This is a genomic window from Kitasatospora sp. NPDC057738 (assembly GCF_042798815.1).
Lineage (GTDB): Bacteria > Actinomycetota > Actinomycetes > Streptomycetales > Streptomycetaceae > Kitasatospora > Kitasatospora lactacystinica.
Map to the genome: position 1 here is coordinate 66,029 of NZ_JBHVJT010000040.1, position 16,020 is coordinate 82,048.

Genomic DNA, 16,020 nt, shown 5'->3' on the forward strand with positions numbered 1-16,020 from the left:
TGGGTCCCTGCCCCCGGGTTGTTTCCCCCCCCAGGAGGCCCTGTTCTGTCCACCGGCCGCGGGCGGCGAGCGGCAGGCGACGGACGGCAGGCGGCAGGCGGCAGGCGGCAGGCGGCAGGCGACGGACGGTGGACGGTGGACGGATCAGGCCGAGGAGTCGGTCAGTCCGGTGGGCACCTGCCACTCCCGGCGCCGGCCCTTGTTGGTCAGCAGCAGCCCCTCCTTGAAGACCAGCAGCCCCAGCCGGCTCGCCAGTTCGGCGAGCGGCGGCAGGGTGTCGCCGGTCTTGCCGTACCCGAAGGAGGGCAGGGCGGCGGCGCTCAGCCCCAGCCGGGTGAGGCTGTCCGCCGGGGGCACCTTGACGACGTCGGCGGACCTGTCCCCGATCAGGTGCCGGATCAGCGTGGGGCCCGCCCCCGGCGGGACCGGCAGCACCTCCTTGATGAAGTCCAGCACGCCCTTCGTCAGCACCGCCCCGGCCTCCGAGGGCCGCTGCTGCCGGCGGATGACGGTGTCCTTCAGGGCCTCGCCGTCGCCGAACTTGGCCGGGTTCAGCTGCTCGTGGACGCCCAGGACGTGGCCGACCACCCGCCAGATGTGGAAGTAGGCGTCCCGGTCCTCGGGCGGCAGCTCGACGCCCAGCTCGCCCAAGCCCTGCGGGATCAGCACCGAGAAGCTCAACAGGGTGCCGGCCAGGTCCTCCTGGTTGACCGGCACCCCCAGCGCGGCGGCGTCCCAGTCGCCCAGCTGGGACACGTGGTAGCGCATGGTGGCGTGCAGCAGCCGGACCTTCTGCGCCGAGCGGAGTCCGTGGCCGCTCGGCCCCAGGCCGTCGTCGTCGAGGACGTCGACGACGAACTGCGAGGTCTCCGCCAGCCGCCGGTACACCCCGGAGGTGAGGCGCTGCGAACGGACCAGCACCTCGGCCCCGTTGCCGCAGGTGTAGCAGAGCGGGAGCGAGCCGCAGAGCAGGATCGCGGCGATGAGCGGCTGGTAGCGGCCGAGCAGCCGGTGGCCGCGCTCCATCTGCTCCCGGTCCGCCCAGGAGGGCAGGACCGCGGTCTCCTCGAAGTACTGCTGGAGCTTGGGCGGCAGCCCCGCGGGGACGGTGTCGCTGTTCCGGCCGAAGCCGAGCAGTGTCTGCCGCACCTCCTCCTGCCGGCCCAGCGCGTAGGTCTCGGCGATGGCGGCGTCCCCGAGCGGGTCCCCGGTGCTGCGCATCCGGTCGAGCAGGTCGTCCGTCCAGCCATTGGCGGCCATGTGGTCCTCCGTCGAGTCGACAAGCGATCCGTATACGTATCACCGCGCTCCGGGCCGACCCGGCAACCTCACCCGAACGAGGGCGCGCCGACCGCGCCCGGGCCGCCCTCCGCCCGTACGGGGCGACGGTCCTCGACCGGGCCGGCCGGTTCGCCGCCACCGCCCGGTGGCGGCCGCCGCCCGCCGAGCGGCACGCCCGCTCCACGGGCCGGCGCGGGCCCCGGATCGGCTCAGCCCGCCGTGGCCGACGCCGGGGCCGGACGCGCCGGCTCGGCCACGGTGCCGTCGGCCGCCCCGCCCAGCGTCGCCAGCCGCCGCAGGGCGGCCCGGCGCTGGAGCGCGCCGAGACCGACGGTGGCCGCGCCGAGACCGAGCCAGCCGAGCGGTCCGGCCGCCATCACCACTCCGGTCAGCAGCAGCGGCCCGACCGACTTCTGCACCGACTGGGACATCCCGGCGACCCCCAGGTACGAGGCCCGGGCGCCCGGCGGGGCCAGCACCACCGCCAGCTCCCAGGAGCTCACCGAGCGCAGCAGCTCCGCCAGGGTGATCAGGACCGCCGCGCCCAACAGCGCGACCGAGGCCACGGCCGGCCCGGCGCCGGTGGCGAGCACGATCAGCAGACAGCCGCCCAGCACCGTCACCCCGTACCAGCGCAGCGCGGCGGCCGCCCCGAGCGCGCCCTCCGCCCAGGCCGAGACCCGCAGTTGCAGCAGCACCACGAGCACCGTGTTGAGCACCAGGAAGACCGGGACGACGGCGTGCGGCGCGCCGGTGCGGTGGACCAGCCAGAGCGGCAGCCCGACGTTGAGGATCGAGTCGTCCAGGTTCAGCGGCATGTCCAGCAGGACGAACCGCAGGTAGCCGCGGTCGCGCCAGGGGCTCGGCACGGCGGACGGCGTCCCGGCGGGCTCGCCGCCGGGCCGGTCGCCGGCCTTCGCCGCGACCAGGCCGCGCCCGGACGGCTCCCGGGTGCGCCGGACCAGCACGGCGGCCAGCAGGTAGGACAGCCCGTTGGCCGCGATCAGCACCCGGTAGGCGCCCGCGGTCCCCACCGCCAGTCCGATCGCGGCGACGCCCGCGCCGAGCGCGTACCCGGCGTTGGCCACGCTGCGGAACAGTGCCTGGTAGGTGGCCCGCCGCTCGCCCGCCACCCGGGTCGCGAACAGCATCTCCAGCGTCTTGGCGGCCCGCTCGGCCAGGCAGATCAGGGCCACCACGGGCAGCAGCGCGCCGAAGTCGTCGACCACCAGGAGCAGTCCCATCGCCCCCAGCCGCAGCAGGTGGCAGCCGATCAGCAGCCACCGCACCGGGACCCGTTCGGCCGCCCGCCCGGCCAGCGGGGACCCGGCGATCCCCGCCACCGCCCCCACCCCGAGCAGCAGCCCCAGCTGCCGCGCGTCCATTCCGCACGCATAGGTGAAGTAGAGCACCGAGGCCGCCGCCCACACCCCCGTGCCGGTCCGGTCGACGCACTGCGCCAGCAGCATGATCCGCGCGTCCCGCCCGCCCGGCGGCCGCCGCAGCTGCGCCATCAGTCCGTTTCCCCGCATGGCAGTCCCCCGTCGCGCGATCGACATCAATCTCGACATCAAGATACTTCACGTCAAGAGACCTTTGGAACCCCCGGGACCGCCGGCGGCGACGAGCCGGCAGGCTCCACCCAGCCCCCTCGACGGACCCGCGCACTCGACCGGCGCCACCCGCGCAGCCCTCGACGCGCGGCGGGCGGTGCGCCACACTCTCCCCAGCAGCACCCGCGCTCCCAACGCACCGGCACGACTCAACGACCACCGCACCACGGAGAGCCGATCGGTGACCACTCGTCAACTTCTGGAGATCCCCTTCTCGTCCGGCCGGACCGGATCCGGCCCGGCCACCTGGGGCCAACGGGCCATCTGGGACGCCGTACGACAGCTGCCGCCGGCCGATGCGCCGCGCTACAACATCGCCACCGCGGCGCCGCTGGACCCGGGGCTGCCGCTGCCGGTCCTGCTGACCGCGCTGGAACAGCTGCTGCACCTGCACGACTCGCTGCACACCCGCCTGCTCCCGGACGAGGCCGGCGACCTCCGCCAGACCGTGGACGGCGAAGGCACCCTGGCCGTCCACCTGCTGACCGCCGGGGAAGGCCAGGACCCGGCCGGGCAAGGCGCCCGGCTGCACGAGGAACTGGCGGCCCAGGCCTTCGACACCGCCGTCCAGTGGCCGCTGCGGATCGGCGCGGTGACGGCGGACGGGCTGGTCCGGCACGTCAGCCTGGTGCTCTCGCACACCGCGGTGGACGGCTCCGGAATGAGCCGGCTGGTCGCCGACCTGGCCGCGCTCTGCCTCGGCGGCTCGCCCGAGGAGCTGGCTGAGCTGCGCCGATCCACCCGACAGCCGCTGGAGGAGGCCGAGTTCCAGACCTCCGACCGGGGCCTGCAGCGCGATGCGGCGGCCCGCAAGCAGTTCGTGCGCAAGCTCCGGCTGGGCCCGGACCGGCTCTTCCCGCCGGCCGCCGAGCAGCCCGCCCGGTTCCCGAACGCGGTGCTCCGCTCCCCCGCCCTGCCCCGGGCCGTCGAGCGGGTGGCGGCCAGGCACCGGGTCAGCACGGGCTCGGTTCTGCTCGCCGCGACGGCGGCGATGACCGCCCGGCTCGCCGGCTCGACCGAGGCCGTGCTGAACGTCGTGGTCAACAACCGCTTCCTGCCCGAACTGGCCGACGCGGTGAGCGTGGTCGCGGGCGACGGCCTGTTCCGCCTTCCGGACGCCACGGCCGAGTTCGGCGAGGTGGTGCGCCGGACCCACGCCGCGGCGATCGGCACCTACCGGCACGCGTACTACGACAGGTCTGCCCTGGCCGCCGAGGTCGCGCGACTGACCGCCGAGGGCGTCCGACTCGCGGACCGCTCCTGCGTGTTCAACGACACCCGGGAGCTCCTCCCGGTGGCGGCCGACCCCGGCGAGGACCGGACCACGCTCACCTGGCCGGTGGAGTTCGAACCGCGCCCCGGCCTGACCTACGCCCTGGACGTCCTGCAGTCCGCCGAGGCACTGAGCCTGGCCATGACGGCGGACCCGTCCCTGCTCCCGCGCACCGCGATGGAACGGTTCCTCTGCGGCATCGAGGAGTTGATCCTCACCGAGGCCGCCGAGCGCGCTTGAACCTGACACTGATGTCAGGTTCTACCGTACCGGCATGACCACCACCGCCACCGCAACCCTGCTCACCCCGTACCGCCTCGGCCGGCTCGACCTGCCGAACCGCGTCGTCATGGCCCCGATGACGCGGTACCGGGCCGCCGAGGACGGTACGCCCCTGCCCGTCGTCGCCGAGCACTACGCCCAGCGCGCGAGCGCCGGCCTGATCGTCACCGAGGGCATCTGGCCCAGCCGGCAGGGCCAGTCCGGCTGGCGCCTGCCCGGCCTGGAGACGCCCGCGCACGTGGCCGGCTGGCGCGCGGTGACCGGGGCCGTGCACGCCGCCGGCGGCCGGATCGTCGCCCAGCTGATGCACGGCGGACGCCAGGGCCACCCGCTCAACCGGCTGCTCGGCGACGTCCCGGCCGGCCCCTCCGCCGTCCCCGCCCCGGGCCCGGTGCACGTCAAGGACGGCGGCAAGGCCGAGGCCGTCACCCCGCGCGCCATGACCCGCGAGGAGATCCACCGCACCGTCGCCGACCACGTCGCCTCCGCCCGCCTGGCCCTCGACGCCGGCTTCGACGCCGTCGAACTCCACGGCGCCAACTCCTACCTGATCCACCAGTTCCTGGCCGACAACACCAACCTGCGCACCGACGAGTACGGCCCGCGCACCCTCGCCGACCGGCTGCGCTTCCCGATCGAGCTGGTCACCGCCGTCGCCGAGGCCGTCGGCCCCGACCGCCTCGGCCTGCGACTGTCCCCCGGCAACCCGCAGTTCGGCATGCACGAGGCCGACCCCGCGCCGGTCTACCGCGCGCTGCTCGGCGAACTCGACGCCCTCGGCCTGGCCTACCTCCACCTCACCGACAACGACGACTACCCGGCCCTGGCCGACCTGCGACCGCGCTGGTCCGGCCCGCTGATCGGCAACGTCGGCGAGAACCGCGCCGCCACCGACCGCGAGCGCGGCGAGGCGGTGCTCGCCGCCGGCCTGGCCGACCTGGTCTCCTACGGCCGCGCCTTCATCGCCAACCCCGATCTGCCGGAACGGTTCGCCGCGTACGCCCCGCTCGCCCCCGTCGACCCCACCCACCTCTACGGCCAGGAGGCCACCGGCTACACCGACTACCCGCGCCTGCGACCGGCCGTCCGACCGTGAGCCGGATCGTGAGCCGGATAGCGCACCGACCCGCGATCCGGACCGGGTTCCGACCCGGCCTCCGGCCCGCGGACCGACGGACGGCACCCCCGTCCTGACCGACTGTCAGTGCCACCCGCTATGGTCGGCCCCGAACGATCCCAGCACGAACAGCACCGCAGGGGGCACCATGACCACACCGGGCACCGGCCCGCTCACCACCGCCGATCTCGTGGAGGGCTGGCACCGGGCGGGCGTCCGCGAGGGCATGGCGCTGATCGTGCACTCCTCGCTCTCCAGCCTCGGCCGGGTCGAGGGCGGCGCGGCGGCCGTGGTGGCCAGCCTGCGAGAGGCGGTCGGGCCCGGCGGCACCGTCGCCGCGCCCACCTTCACCTCCGACACGGTCCGTGACCCGGCCCCCGGGCACAGCGGCGCCCCCGGCCCCGAAGTGGCCGAACTCCGCTCCGCCGTACCGCTGTTCCACTCCGGGCTGCCCTCCGCCACGGGCGCGGTGGCGGAGGCTCTGCGCACCCTGCCGGAGAGCCTGCGCAGCACCCACCCGCAGGTATCGGTCGCCGCCGTGGGCGCACACGCCCGGGAGGTCACCGCCCGGCGCTCGCTCGGCTTCGCCGTCGGCCGGGAGTCGCCCTTCGGCGCGCTGCACGACCTCGGCGGGTACGTGCTGCTGGTCGGCGTCGGCCACAACCGCAACACCTTCCTGCACTACGCGGAGACCTTCGCGCCCAACCGCCGGCTCAAGCTCCGCCGCTTCCCGATGGCGATCCAGGGCGAGCGGGTCTGGATCGAGGCACCGGACGTGGCGGACGACAACGACACCCACTTCCCGGTCGTGGGGCGGGAGTTCGAGAAGAGGGCGGGCATCCGCGAGGTGCTGGTCGGCGAGGCGGCCTGCCGCCTGGTCCCGGTCCGCGAGCTCATACCCTTCGCCGTCCGCCGCCTCACCGAACTGCTGGCGGCCGACGGCCCCGGAGCGGCATAGGCCGGGCCGACGGTCCCCGCCGTGCGCGCGGAACCGCCGGCCCGATCCTCCTGTGCGGCCCTGCCGTCAGTGACGTCCCTCGTGCACCGAGCTGCTCTCCTGGATCTTCTTCCAGGACTTCGGCTCGGCCGGCGGCTGCCCCGCGTCCCGGCCGGCGTCCGCGCCCGGCGCCGGCGAGGCAGAGGCCGCGGCAGCGGTGCCCGGCGGCACCGGTCCGACCGCGGGCTTGCTCGGGGTGAACAGCCAGGTGTTCAGCAGGTCCCCGAGCTCCTTCCCGGAGACCTTCTCGGCGTAGGCCTGGAATTCCGGAATGGTGGCGTTGCCGTAGCGGCGCTCGGTGGGCCAGCCCTTCAGGATCTGGAAGAACTTCTCGTCCCCGACGGCGTTGCGCAGCGCCTGGATGGCCAGCGCGCCGCGGTAGTACACCGCGAGGGAGAACTGGTTGTCCTCACCCGGGTCGCCCGGCTTGACGGTCCAGAACGGGTCGTCGGCCGGACGTGAGGCGTAGATGTAGTCGGCCAGTTCCTGCGCGGTGCCCTCGTTCTCGTGCTCGGACCAGAGGAACTGCGAATACTCGGCGAAGCCCTCGTTCAGCCAGATGTCGGACCAGCGGGAGAGCGAGACGCTGTCGCCGTACCACTGGTGGGCCAGCTCGTGCACGACCACCGACGTATTGGTGCCCCTGGCGAACAGCCCGGGGCCGTAGGAGACCCGGGTCTGGGTCTCCAGGGCGCCACTGGAGGAGGTGTTGGCGACGTAGCCGCCGACGGAGCTGAACGGGTACTCGCCGAAGTAGCCGCTCAGCCAGTCCACCAGCTCGCCGGTGCGCTCGATACTCGCCCGCGCCGCGGCGGCGTTGTCACCCAGATCCTTGCTGTACGCGTTGTAGACCGGCAGCCCGCTCGCCGTGGTGTCCCGGGTGACGTCGAACTTGCCGATCGCCAGCGTGGCCAGATAGGTCGCCTGCGGCTTGTTCTCCCGCCAGCTGTACCGGGTCCAGCCCGCCTGCGAGCTGGTGCCGGTCAGCACGCCGTTGCTGATCACCTGGTTGCCGTCCGGCACCAGCACCGAGACGTCGAAGGTCGCCTTGTCGCTCGGGTGGTCGTTGCTCGGGAACCACCAGCCGGCCGACACGGGCTCGCCGGCCACCACCGCACCGTCCGGGGTACGGCGCCAGGCGGTGTAGCCGCCGTACTTCTCCACGGTGGACGGCACATCCTTGTACCGCACCACCACGGTGGCCTGGGCGCCCTTGGCCAGCGGCCGGGCAGGGGTGATCTCCAGCTCCTGATCGCCGCTGGTGGCGAAGGCCGCGGGCCGCCCGTTGACCCGGACCTCGGAGACCTTCAGCGCGAAGTCGAGGTTGAACCGGGAGAGGTCCTGGGTCGCCGTGGCCAGGATCGTCGTGGTGCCCTCCAGCTCGTCGGTGGCGGGCTGGTACTTCAGCCGGATGTCGTAGTGCGACACGCTGTACCCGCCGTTGCCGAGGGTCGGGTAGTACGGGTCCCCGACCCCGTCCGCCCCGGGTTGGAAGTCGGAAGCGGAAGCGGGAACGGCCAGGAACAGGCTCAGGGCACTGGCAGCGGAGACGATCAGCCTCTTGCGCACATGGTCCTCCAGGAATCACCGGAACGACGGGTCGAATCGATCCTTCTCCCGTCAACCCCTCGCCCACTCCCCGATCGTGAGATCTTCATGAAAAGAAACGCGCCGAAACGACGGCTCCGCAGCGGTGCCGCGGAGCCGTCGCCCGACCGGTCCGACATGTCGTCAGCTATGGGCCTCGTGCACCGAGTTGGTCTCCTGGATCTTCTTCCAGGACTTCGGCTCGGCCGGGGGCTGCCCCGCGTCCCGGCCGGCGTCAGCGCCCGGCGCCGGCGAGGCCGAGGCGGAGGCCGCGGCAGCGGTGCCCGGCGGCACCGGTCCGACCGCGGGCTTGCTCGGGGTGAACAGCCAGGTGTTCAGCACGTCGCCGAGCTTCTTCCCGGAGACCTTCTCGGCGTAGGCCTGGAACTCCGCGATGGTGGCGTTGCCGTAGCGGCGCTCGGTGGGCCAGCCCTTCAGGATCTGGAAGAACTTCTCGTCCCCGACGGCGTTGCGCAGCGCCTGGACGGCCACCGCACCGCGCTCGTAGACCGCACCGGAGAACTGGTCGTCCGGGCCCGGGTCGCCCGGCTTGATCTTCCAGAACGGGTCGTCGGCCGGGTGCGAGGCGTAGACGTAGTCCGCCAGTTCCTGCGCGGTGCCCTCGTTCTCGTGCTCCGACCAGAGGAACTGCGCGTACCGGGCGAAGCCCTCGTTCAGCCAGATGTCGCTCCAGCGGGAGAGCGAGACGCTGTCGCCGTACCACTGGTGGGCCAGCTCGTGCACGACCACGGAGGTGTTGGAGCCCTTGGCGAACTGCCGGGGGCTGTAGAAGATCCGGGTCTGGGTCTCCAGGGCGTAGCCGGTCGGCACATTGGGGACGTAGCCGCCGACGGAGCTGAACGGGTACTCGCCGAAGTAGCCGCTCAGCCAGTCCACCAGCTCGCCGGTGCGCTCGACGCTCGCCCGGGCCGCGTCGGCGTTCTCCCCGAGGTCCTTGCTGTACGCGTTGTAGACCGGCAGCCCGCTCGCCGTGGTGTCCCGGGTGACGTCGAACTTGCCGATCGCCAGCGTGGCCAGGTACGTCGCCTGCGGCTTGTTCTCCCGCCAGCTGTACCGGGTCCAGCCCGCCTGGGAGGTGGTGCCGGTCAGCACGCCGTTGCTGATCGCCTGGGTGCCGTCCGGCACGAGGACCGAGACGTCGTAGGTGGCCTTGTCGCTCGGGTGGTCGTTGCTCGGGAACCACCACCAGGCCGCCTCGGGCTCGTTCGCCGCGATCCCGCCGTCCGGCGTGCGGTGCCAGCTGGTGAAGCCGTACCGCTTCACGGTGGACGGCACGCCCTTGTAGCGCACCACCACGGTGGCCTGGGCACCCTTGGCGAGCGGCCGGGCGGGGGTGATCTCCAGTTCCTGCTCGCCGCTGGTGGCGAAGGCCGCGGGCCGCCCGTTGACCCGGACCTCGGAGACGTTCAGCGCGAAGTCGAGGTTGAACCGGGAGAGGTTCTGGGTCGCCGTGGCGAGGATGGTCGTGGTGCCCTCCAGTTCGTCGGTGGCGGGCTGGTACTTCAGCCGGATGTCGTAGTGGGAGACGCGGTAGCCGCCGTTGCCGTAGCTCGGGTAGTACGGGTCGCCGACCCCGGCCGCGCCGGGTTGGAAGTCGGAAGCGGAAGCGGGGACGGCCAGGAACAGGCTCAGGGCACTGGCAGCAGAGACGATCAGCCTCTTGCGCACGTGGTCCTCCAGGGATCACCGGAACGATGGGGTTGGATCGATCCTTGTCCCGGGTGCGCCCCGTCCACTCCCAAATTGTGAGATGTTCATGAAAAGAAACCCGCCGACATGACGGCTTCGCAGCGCTGCCGCGAAGCCGTCACACCGTCCCGCGGGCCCCACCCGCCACCCGCACCCCACCCGTAACCCCCGCCCCACCCGCCACTCACGCTCCGAGCGTCACCGGCGCCCGCACCAGCGAGCCGTACTCCGTCCACGAGCCGTCGTAGTTCTTCACGTGCGGGTACCCGAGCAGCTCGGTGAGCGCGAACCAGGTGTGCGCGGAGCGCTCGCCGATCCGGCAGTACGCGATCACCTCGCGCTCCGCTTCCACGCCCCTCCCCGCGTACAGCTCCCGCAGCTCCTCCGCCGAACGGAACGACCCGTCGTCGTTGGCCGCCTGCGACCAGGGGACGTTGACCGCGCCCGGGATGTGCCCGGGCACCTGCGCCTGCTCCTGCGGAAGGTGCGGGGGCGCGATCAGCTCGCCCCGGAACTCGGCCGGCGAGCGGACGTCCACCAGCACCGCGTCCGCCCCGGGCTTGGCGAACACCTCCGCCTTGGCCAGGACCTCGTCCCGCAGCGCCCGCAGCTCCGGCCGTTCGGGCCCGCCGATCCGGTAGCCGGTGTGCTGGTAGTCCATCACCTCGGGGGTGAGCTCCCGCCCCTCCAGCTCCCACTTCTTGCGCCCGCCGTCCAGCAGCCGCACCGGCCCGTAGCCGCGCAGCCGCAGCAGCCAGTAGGCGTAGGCGGCGAACCAGTTGTTGTTGCCGCCGTAGAGCACCACGGTGGTGTCGTCCTCGACCCCGGCCGCCCGCAGCAGGTGCTGGACGCCCTCGCGGTCGACGTAGTCCCGGCCGACCTGGCTGTGCAGGTCGGTGGTCCAGTTCCAGCCGACCGCGCCGGGGATGTGGTCCCGGTCGTAGGCCTCGGTGTCCTCGTCCACCTCGACGACCCTGATCGTCCCGTCGTCCAGGTGCTGGGCCAGCCATTCGGTGCGGACCAACGCCTCGGGGTGCGCGTAGCCGTTGCCGGTCATCCCAGGCCCTCCTTCGCTCTGCCCAGGTTGCTGCGCCCGACGGGGCACGGCGGGCCGCACGAGGACGGCAGGGCGTACGGGCACGGCGAGGCGCCGGCGACCGGGCCGGACAGTTCGAACCTACGCCGCCCGGCCGGCCCCGGCCACCCCGGCCGCGGGATCCGCCCGGGCCCCCGCCCGGGAAGCCCGCCCGTGCGCCGTCAGCCCTGCGCCGCGCCGTCGAGCCGCGCCACGTAGTACAGGTTCAGCACGTCCCCCTCGACCCGCTTCGCCTCGACCGAGCGGAACCCGGCCACCGCCAGCATCCGCCGGGCCGTCTGCTCGCCCCAGACCGTCCCGAGGCCCTCCCCGCCCTCACCGAGCGAGACCGTCATGCAGTAGAAGGTCGAGAAGGTGTAGAGCGCGGGCGCCAGCGGGTGGCCGATGTTCTCCGCCAGCTCGCTGCTGGCGGCGATGTCGCCCATCAGGAAGACGCCGTCGGGCCGCAGCGCGCCCGCGACGGCGGCCAGCGTGCGGGTCGGGCGGGCCAGGTCGTGGATCACGTCGAAGGCGGTGACCAGGTCGTACTCCCCGGTCAGTCCGGCCGAGTCGGCGACCTCGAACCGGGCGTTGCGCAGGCCCAGTTCGGCCGCCGCCGCGCGGGCGGCGGCGATCCCCTCGGCGGAGATGTCGATGCCGGTGAACCGGCTCTCCGGGAAGGCCCGGGCGAGCACCGTGACGGCGTGCCCCTGCCCGGTGCCGACGTCCACCGCGTCGATCCCGGCCCGCAGCCGCTCGGTCAGCCCGTCCGCCAACGGCACGATCGCGTCCACCAGCGCCAGGTCGTACACCCGGGCGGTCTCCTCGGCCTGGAGCCGCTGGAAGCGCGGGTACGCCGAGTACGGCATGCCGCCGCCGGTGCGGAAGTGCCCGAGCAGTTCCTGTTCGACCTCGCCCATCATCGCGAGGAAGGGCGTCATCCCGGCCAGGTTGTCCGGCCCGGCCGCCCTGGTCAGTGACGCCGCGTGCTCGGGCGGCAGCACGTAGGCGCGCTCCTGCGGGTCGTACTCCACGAAGCCGGCGACGACCATGCAGCCGAGCCACTCGCGCACGTAGCGCTCGTTCAGTCCGGCGGCCCGCGCGATCTCCTCGCCGGTCGAGGGGGCGAGTCCGGCCATCAGGTCGAACAGCCCGGTCTGGTGGCCGATGCTGACCATCAGTCCCAGGCAGGCGTCGTTGAGGACCTGCAGCACGCGCCCGCCGAAGGCCTCCTGTCTCACCGCGTCCAGTTCCCGTACGGACATGACTTCCTCCTCCGCGGCCGGGACGGCGCCCCCCTCCTCAGTCACGCTACGCCGCTCACCCGAACGGCCCCACAGCACAGGCGGTGGGGCCGTTCGGCGGATGGTCCGGCGGCTCCCGACGCGGCGCCGGACCGTTCGGATCAGCGGTGACGGTCCGCTCAGGAGAAGACGACGGAGCGCAGCTTCAGCCGGTCGCCGAGCTTCTTGCCGGGGTTCATGACGTAGAACACGTCTCCCGTGCAGCCGAAGTCCAGGTAGACCGTGGCCGTGGAGCGGGTGAGGTTTTCCGGCGCGAAGCCCGGAGCGTCCTCGGTCGTCCACGGCAGGTCGATGCACTCGCGGCTCTGCGGGTCGGCGAGGCCGGTGATGACCCCGGGGCCGACCTTGTAGAGGAAATCGCCCTCCGCGGCGTTGGCGGAGAAGGGAACGGCGAGGACGAGGGCGACGGCGCTGGCGGCGGCGAGCACGGCGTTGCGGAGACGCATGGGTGAGGGCCTTTCAGGTGGTACCCGGCGGTACCCGGATTCATCGGTGCGAGATCACCCTAGAGGCCCAAAATCCGCAAAAACGGTTCTTCTAATCCACCTATTCGAGTGGTTTAAAGGTTAAAACCGCTACCCGTCACTCTGCGGAGGTCCACCGGAAACCCCGTCAGTTCGGCGGAGCGGTGAAGTAGTACCCCGAGTCGACGAGCACCGGCAGGTACGCCTTCAGCGCCGCCACCGTCTGCGAGCGGTCCCCGCCGCCGTCGTGGTTGAGCACGATCGACCCGGGCCGGACGTTCTTGAGGATCCGGTCGATGATCGCCGAGGTGCCGGGCCGGGCCCAGTCCCTCGGGTCCACCGACCAGGCCATGTTCCGCATCCCGAGGTCGGCGGCCACCTTGAGCGAGGCCGCGGACCAGTCCCCGCCCGGCGCGCGGAACCAGGTGGGCTGCCGGCCGGTGGTGCGGTGCAGCAGGTCGGAGGTGCGCTCCAGCTCGTCCCGCACCTTGGCCTCGGACAGGTGCCGCAGGTCCGGGTGGGTCCAGGTGTGGTTGGCGATGTGGTGGCCGCGGTCCGCGATCTCCCGCACCAGGGCGGGGTGCTCGACCGCGTTCTCGCCGATCAGGAAGAACGTCGCCCTGATCCCGTACTGCTCCAGCAGCGTCAGCACGGTCGGCGTGTGGCGGGGGTCCGGGCCGTCGTCGATGGTGAGCGCCACCACCCGCCGCTCCGGGTCCAGGTCGTACACCGGCTTGGCCTCCGCCTCGGTGAGCACCCGGCGCACGGGCACCGCACTCGGCACGGCGGACGGCGGCGCCGACGAGGACGCCGCGGACGGCGTGCCCCCCGGGGTCACCGCCGGCGCGGCGGCCGTGGCCGGTGCGGCACCCGGCCCTCCCGGCGCCCCCTCGGGCCCCACCGGGGCGGACCGGGCGGCGCCGCCGCCCGCCCCGTCCGCGGCTCCGCCCTCCCCGCCGCCCACGTAGCTCCGACATCCGGCAGCCGTGCCCAGGAGGGACATTCCCGCCGCAACCAGTAGCAATCTGCGCGAAGTAATCTGACGATCTGACAGCATTGTGGATGCATGCCCCGGCCGTCGCCGCCCCTCCCGGGGGCAACTCCGACGGCCCCGATCACCACTCCGACGGCCCAGGGCCATCGGCCGTCCACCCCGCTTCCGGAGATCTTCCACGGATCTTCCCCGACCGGACGCTCCACCTCCTGTCCGGACCGCTACGCTGTGCCTTCCCCAGTGTGATGATCTGCCATCAGAGGACGTGGCCATGACGACAAGTCAGGACTCCCCCCGCCCGGGCCCGCAGGACGGCGACTCCCCCGAGCTCAGCCAGTGGGAACGTTTCGGCGTCGACACCACCGCCCCGCACTCTGCGCGCGTGTACGACTACTGGCTGGGCGGGAAGACCAACTTCCCGCCGGACCGCGCCATGGGGCAGGCCATCGAGCAGGCCGTTCCCAGCGTCAAGGCGATGGCCAAGGCCAACCGGGCGTTCCAGGGCCGGGCCGTGCGCCACCTGGCCCGGGAGCACGGCATCCGCCAGTTCCTCGACCTCGGCACCGGCATCCCGACCTCGCCGAACACCCACGAGATCGCCGAGGCGGTCAGCCCCGGGACCCGGGTGGTCTACGTCGACAACGACCCGATCGTGCTCGCCCACGCCCGCGCGCTGATGGTCTCCAGCCCGGCCAGCCGCACCACCTACATCCACGCCGACCTGCGCAAGCCCGAGGAGCTGTTCGCCGACCCGGCGCTCACCGCCACCCTCGACCTCACCCAGCCGGTCGGCCTGCTGATGATCGCCGTCCTGATGCTGATCGCCGACGAGGACGACCCGTGGGGCCGGGTGGCCGCGCTGCGCGACGCCCTTCCGGCCGGCAGCTGCATCGCCCTGACCACCCCGACCCCGGACTTCGACCCGGAGGCCGTCGGCAAGGTCGCCGAAGCCGCCCGGGCCGGCGGGATGACCCTGGTCCCGCGCGGCTACGACGACGTGGTCCGCTTCTTCGACGGCTGGGACCTGGTCGAGCCGGGCGTCGCCCCGGTGCTGGCCTGGCGCCCGGACGGCGAGCCCCCGGCCGACCCGAAGGCCGCGTACTACTGGGGCGGCGTCGCCATCAAGCGCTGACCGACGAACGCCGGGTGGGACGGCCGCGAACCGTCCCACCCACCGCGGCCGTCACTTCAGCAGCCGCGACAGCCGCCGGTCCGCCAGCGGCCTGCCCCCGGTCTGGCAGGTCGGGCAGTACTGGAACGAGGAGTCCGCGAAGGACACCTCACGAATCGTGTCCCCGCAGACCGGGCAGGGCTGACCGGTCCGGCCGTGCACCCGCAGCCCGAGCTTCTTCTCCGCCTTCAGCTCCCCCGCCGCCAGCCCGCGCGAACGCTCCACCGCCTCGCGCAGCGTGCCGCCCAGCGCCTCGTACAGCCGGGCCACCTCGTCCTCCGTCAGGCTCCCGGCGAGCTTGTACGGCGACATCCGGGCCGCGTGCAGCACCTCGTCCGAGTAGGCGTTGCCCACCCCCGCCAGCACACCCTGGTCCCGCAGCACGCCCTTGAGCCGCCGCCGCTCGCCGTGCAGCAGCGCCGCGAAGTCCGCCAGGGTGAACGCCGGGTCCAGCGGGTCCGGCCCGAGCCGGGCCACCCCCGGCACCTCCGCCGGGTCCCGCACCACGTACACCGCCAGCCCCTTCTTCGACCCCGCCTCGGTGAGGTCGAACCCGTCCCCGGCCTCACCCGCCAGCCGCACCCGCAACGCCAACGGGTTGCGCGGCCCCGGCCGCGGCGGCTCGACGGGCAGGCCCTCCTTCCACCGCAGCCAACCGGCCCGGGCCAGGTGGACCACCAGGTGCAGCCCCTCGGCCTCGACGTCCAGGAACTTCCCGCGCCTGCCCACCGCCCCGACCGTCCGCCCCTCCAACGCCGTCACCGGCGGTTCGTACGTCTTCAACGCACTGATCGCCACCGGCTGCACCCGAGCGATCACCCGCCCGATCAACCGCTCGGACAAAAAGACACTCAACGCCTCGACCTCGGGCAGCTCCGGCATGCGCCCAGTCTCCCCCACCCCACCAAGACCAGCACCCCCACCCGCCCCCACCCCCTCCCCCGAGAGCACCCCCACCCGCCCCCCGAGAGGAGCGCCCCCACCCCCACCCCCACCGCAAAGGTGCCCCCCTCCCCAACAAGGCCCCCGCGAGAGGGACGCGCTGCGGAAGGGGGCGGCGCAGGGGGTGGGTGCGGAGAGGGGCGTGACGGGTGATTTTCAGACTGCCAACGACGCCCAGCGCCCCACCCACAGGGTCGGCAGTCTGAAAAT

The 16,020-nt window shown here is 73.1% G+C and carries 13 protein-coding genes; 4 read left to right on the forward strand and 9 right to left on the reverse strand.

Going from position 1 to position 16,020, the window contains the following annotated elements; all coding sequences use genetic code 11:
• Positions 1-144: 144 nt before the first annotated feature.
• Both ACFVGO_RS22095 and ACFVGO_RS22100 read right to left on the reverse strand, forming a co-directional pair.
• On the reverse strand, positions 145-1,260 hold the full coding sequence (locus tag ACFVGO_RS22095; RefSeq protein WP_380633547.1) for an oxygenase MpaB family protein: 1,116 nt from the start codon (positions 1,258-1,260) through the stop codon (positions 145-147).
• Positions 1,261-1,490: 230 nt separating this feature from the next.
• Positions 1,491-2,795 carry an MFS transporter gene (locus ACFVGO_RS22100; protein ID WP_359904851.1) on the reverse strand — a complete coding sequence of 435 codons (1,305 nt, stop codon included), beginning with the start codon at positions 2,793-2,795 and terminating at the stop codon, positions 1,491-1,493.
• A 280-nt stretch (positions 2,796-3,075) separates the two neighbouring features.
• On the opposite strand from ACFVGO_RS22100, the gene ACFVGO_RS22105 reads away from it, so the two are divergent.
• From ACFVGO_RS22105 to ACFVGO_RS22115, 3 genes are all read left to right on the forward strand, one after another.
• Positions 3,076-4,407: a condensation domain-containing protein gene (locus ACFVGO_RS22105; RefSeq protein ID WP_380633549.1), complete on the forward strand. Its 1,332-nt coding sequence runs from the start codon at positions 3,076-3,078 to the stop codon at positions 4,405-4,407.
• A gap of 34 nt (positions 4,408-4,441) precedes the next feature.
• Positions 4,442-5,545 carry an alkene reductase gene (locus tag ACFVGO_RS22110; RefSeq protein WP_359904857.1) on the forward strand — a complete coding sequence of 368 codons (1,104 nt, stop codon included), beginning with the start codon at positions 4,442-4,444 and terminating at the stop codon, positions 5,543-5,545.
• 169 nt (positions 5,546-5,714) lie between these two features.
• Positions 5,715-6,524, forward strand: coding sequence for an AAC(3) family N-acetyltransferase (locus ACFVGO_RS22115; protein WP_359904860.1), 810 nt, complete (start codon positions 5,715-5,717; stop codon positions 6,522-6,524).
• Positions 6,525-6,590: 66 nt separating this feature from the next.
• On the opposite strand, the gene ACFVGO_RS22120 is transcribed toward ACFVGO_RS22115, so the two are convergent.
• The 6 genes from ACFVGO_RS22120 to ACFVGO_RS22145 all read right to left on the reverse strand — a co-directional run bounded on the left by ACFVGO_RS22120 (position 6,591) and on the right by ACFVGO_RS22145 (position 13,487).
• Complete coding sequence (locus ACFVGO_RS22120; protein WP_359904863.1) at positions 6,591-8,132, reverse strand: M1 family metallopeptidase; 1,542 nt, start codon at positions 8,130-8,132, stop codon at positions 6,591-6,593.
• Positions 8,133-8,294: 162 nt separating this feature from the next.
• A complete protein-coding gene (locus ACFVGO_RS22125; RefSeq protein ID WP_380633553.1) occupies positions 8,295-9,839 on the reverse strand; it encodes a M1 family metallopeptidase in 1,545 nt (514 codons plus the stop codon).
• Between the two features lie 205 nt (positions 9,840-10,044).
• Positions 10,045-10,917, reverse strand: a complete 873-nt coding sequence (locus ACFVGO_RS22130) for a sulfurtransferase (protein WP_380633555.1) — start codon at positions 10,915-10,917, stop codon at positions 10,045-10,047.
• Between the two features lie 200 nt (positions 10,918-11,117).
• Entirely contained in the window at positions 11,118-12,200 is a 1,083-nt protein-coding gene (locus tag ACFVGO_RS22135) for a class I SAM-dependent methyltransferase (RefSeq protein ID WP_380633557.1), read from the reverse strand.
• 158 nt (positions 12,201-12,358) lie between these two features.
• A complete protein-coding gene (locus ACFVGO_RS22140; RefSeq protein ID WP_359904875.1) occupies positions 12,359-12,685 on the reverse strand; it encodes a hypothetical protein in 327 nt (108 codons plus the stop codon).
• A 166-nt stretch (positions 12,686-12,851) separates the two neighbouring features.
• The gene (locus ACFVGO_RS22145) at positions 12,852-13,487 is read right to left on the reverse strand and encodes a polysaccharide deacetylase family protein (protein ID WP_380633559.1); all 636 of its coding nucleotides are present in this window, start codon (positions 13,485-13,487) and stop codon (positions 12,852-12,854) included.
• A 481-nt stretch (positions 13,488-13,968) separates the two neighbouring features.
• Here ACFVGO_RS22145 and ACFVGO_RS22150 point away from each other — a divergent pair, with 481 nt between their 5' ends.
• Positions 13,969-14,829 carry an SAM-dependent methyltransferase gene (locus ACFVGO_RS22150; protein WP_359904884.1) on the forward strand — a complete coding sequence of 287 codons (861 nt, stop codon included), beginning with the start codon at positions 13,969-13,971 and terminating at the stop codon, positions 14,827-14,829.
• A 51-nt stretch (positions 14,830-14,880) separates the two neighbouring features.
• On the opposite strand, the gene ACFVGO_RS22155 is transcribed toward ACFVGO_RS22150, so the two are convergent.
• Positions 14,881-15,750 (reverse strand): Fpg/Nei family DNA glycosylase, encoded by an 870-nt coding sequence (locus ACFVGO_RS22155; RefSeq protein WP_380356847.1) that lies wholly within the window; start codon positions 15,748-15,750, stop codon positions 14,881-14,883.
• Positions 15,751-16,020 lie beyond the last annotated feature (270 nt).

What these genes read in the sequence shown, in the direction of transcription:
- ACFVGO_RS22130 (WP_380633555.1), bottom strand. Translation starts at nt 10,917, where the DNA reads ATGACCGGCAACGGCTACGCGCACCCCGAGGCGTTGGTCCGCACCGAA.
- ACFVGO_RS22140 (WP_359904875.1), bottom strand. Translation starts at nt 12,685, where the DNA reads ATGCGTCTCCGCAACGCCGTGCTCGCCGCCGCCAGCGCCGTCGCCCTC.
- ACFVGO_RS22110 (WP_359904857.1), top strand. Translation starts at nt 4,442, where the DNA reads ATGACCACCACCGCCACCGCAACCCTGCTCACCCCGTACCGCCTCGGC.
- ACFVGO_RS22155 (WP_380356847.1), bottom strand. Translation starts at nt 15,750, where the DNA reads ATGCCGGAGCTGCCCGAGGTCGAGGCGTTGAGTGTCTTTTTGTCCGAG.
- ACFVGO_RS22095 (WP_380633547.1), bottom strand. Translation starts at nt 1,260, where the DNA reads ATGGCCGCCAATGGCTGGACGGACGACCTGCTCGACCGGATGCGCAGC.
- ACFVGO_RS22135 (WP_380633557.1), bottom strand. Translation starts at nt 12,200, where the DNA reads ATGTCCGTACGGGAACTGGACGCGGTGAGACAGGAGGCCTTCGGCGGG.
- ACFVGO_RS22150 (WP_359904884.1), top strand. Translation starts at nt 13,969, where the DNA reads ATGACGACAAGTCAGGACTCCCCCCGCCCGGGCCCGCAGGACGGCGAC.
- ACFVGO_RS22115 (WP_359904860.1), top strand. Translation starts at nt 5,715, where the DNA reads ATGACCACACCGGGCACCGGCCCGCTCACCACCGCCGATCTCGTGGAG.
- ACFVGO_RS22100 (WP_359904851.1), bottom strand. Translation starts at nt 2,795, where the DNA reads ATGGCGCAGCTGCGGCGGCCGCCGGGCGGGCGGGACGCGCGGATCATG.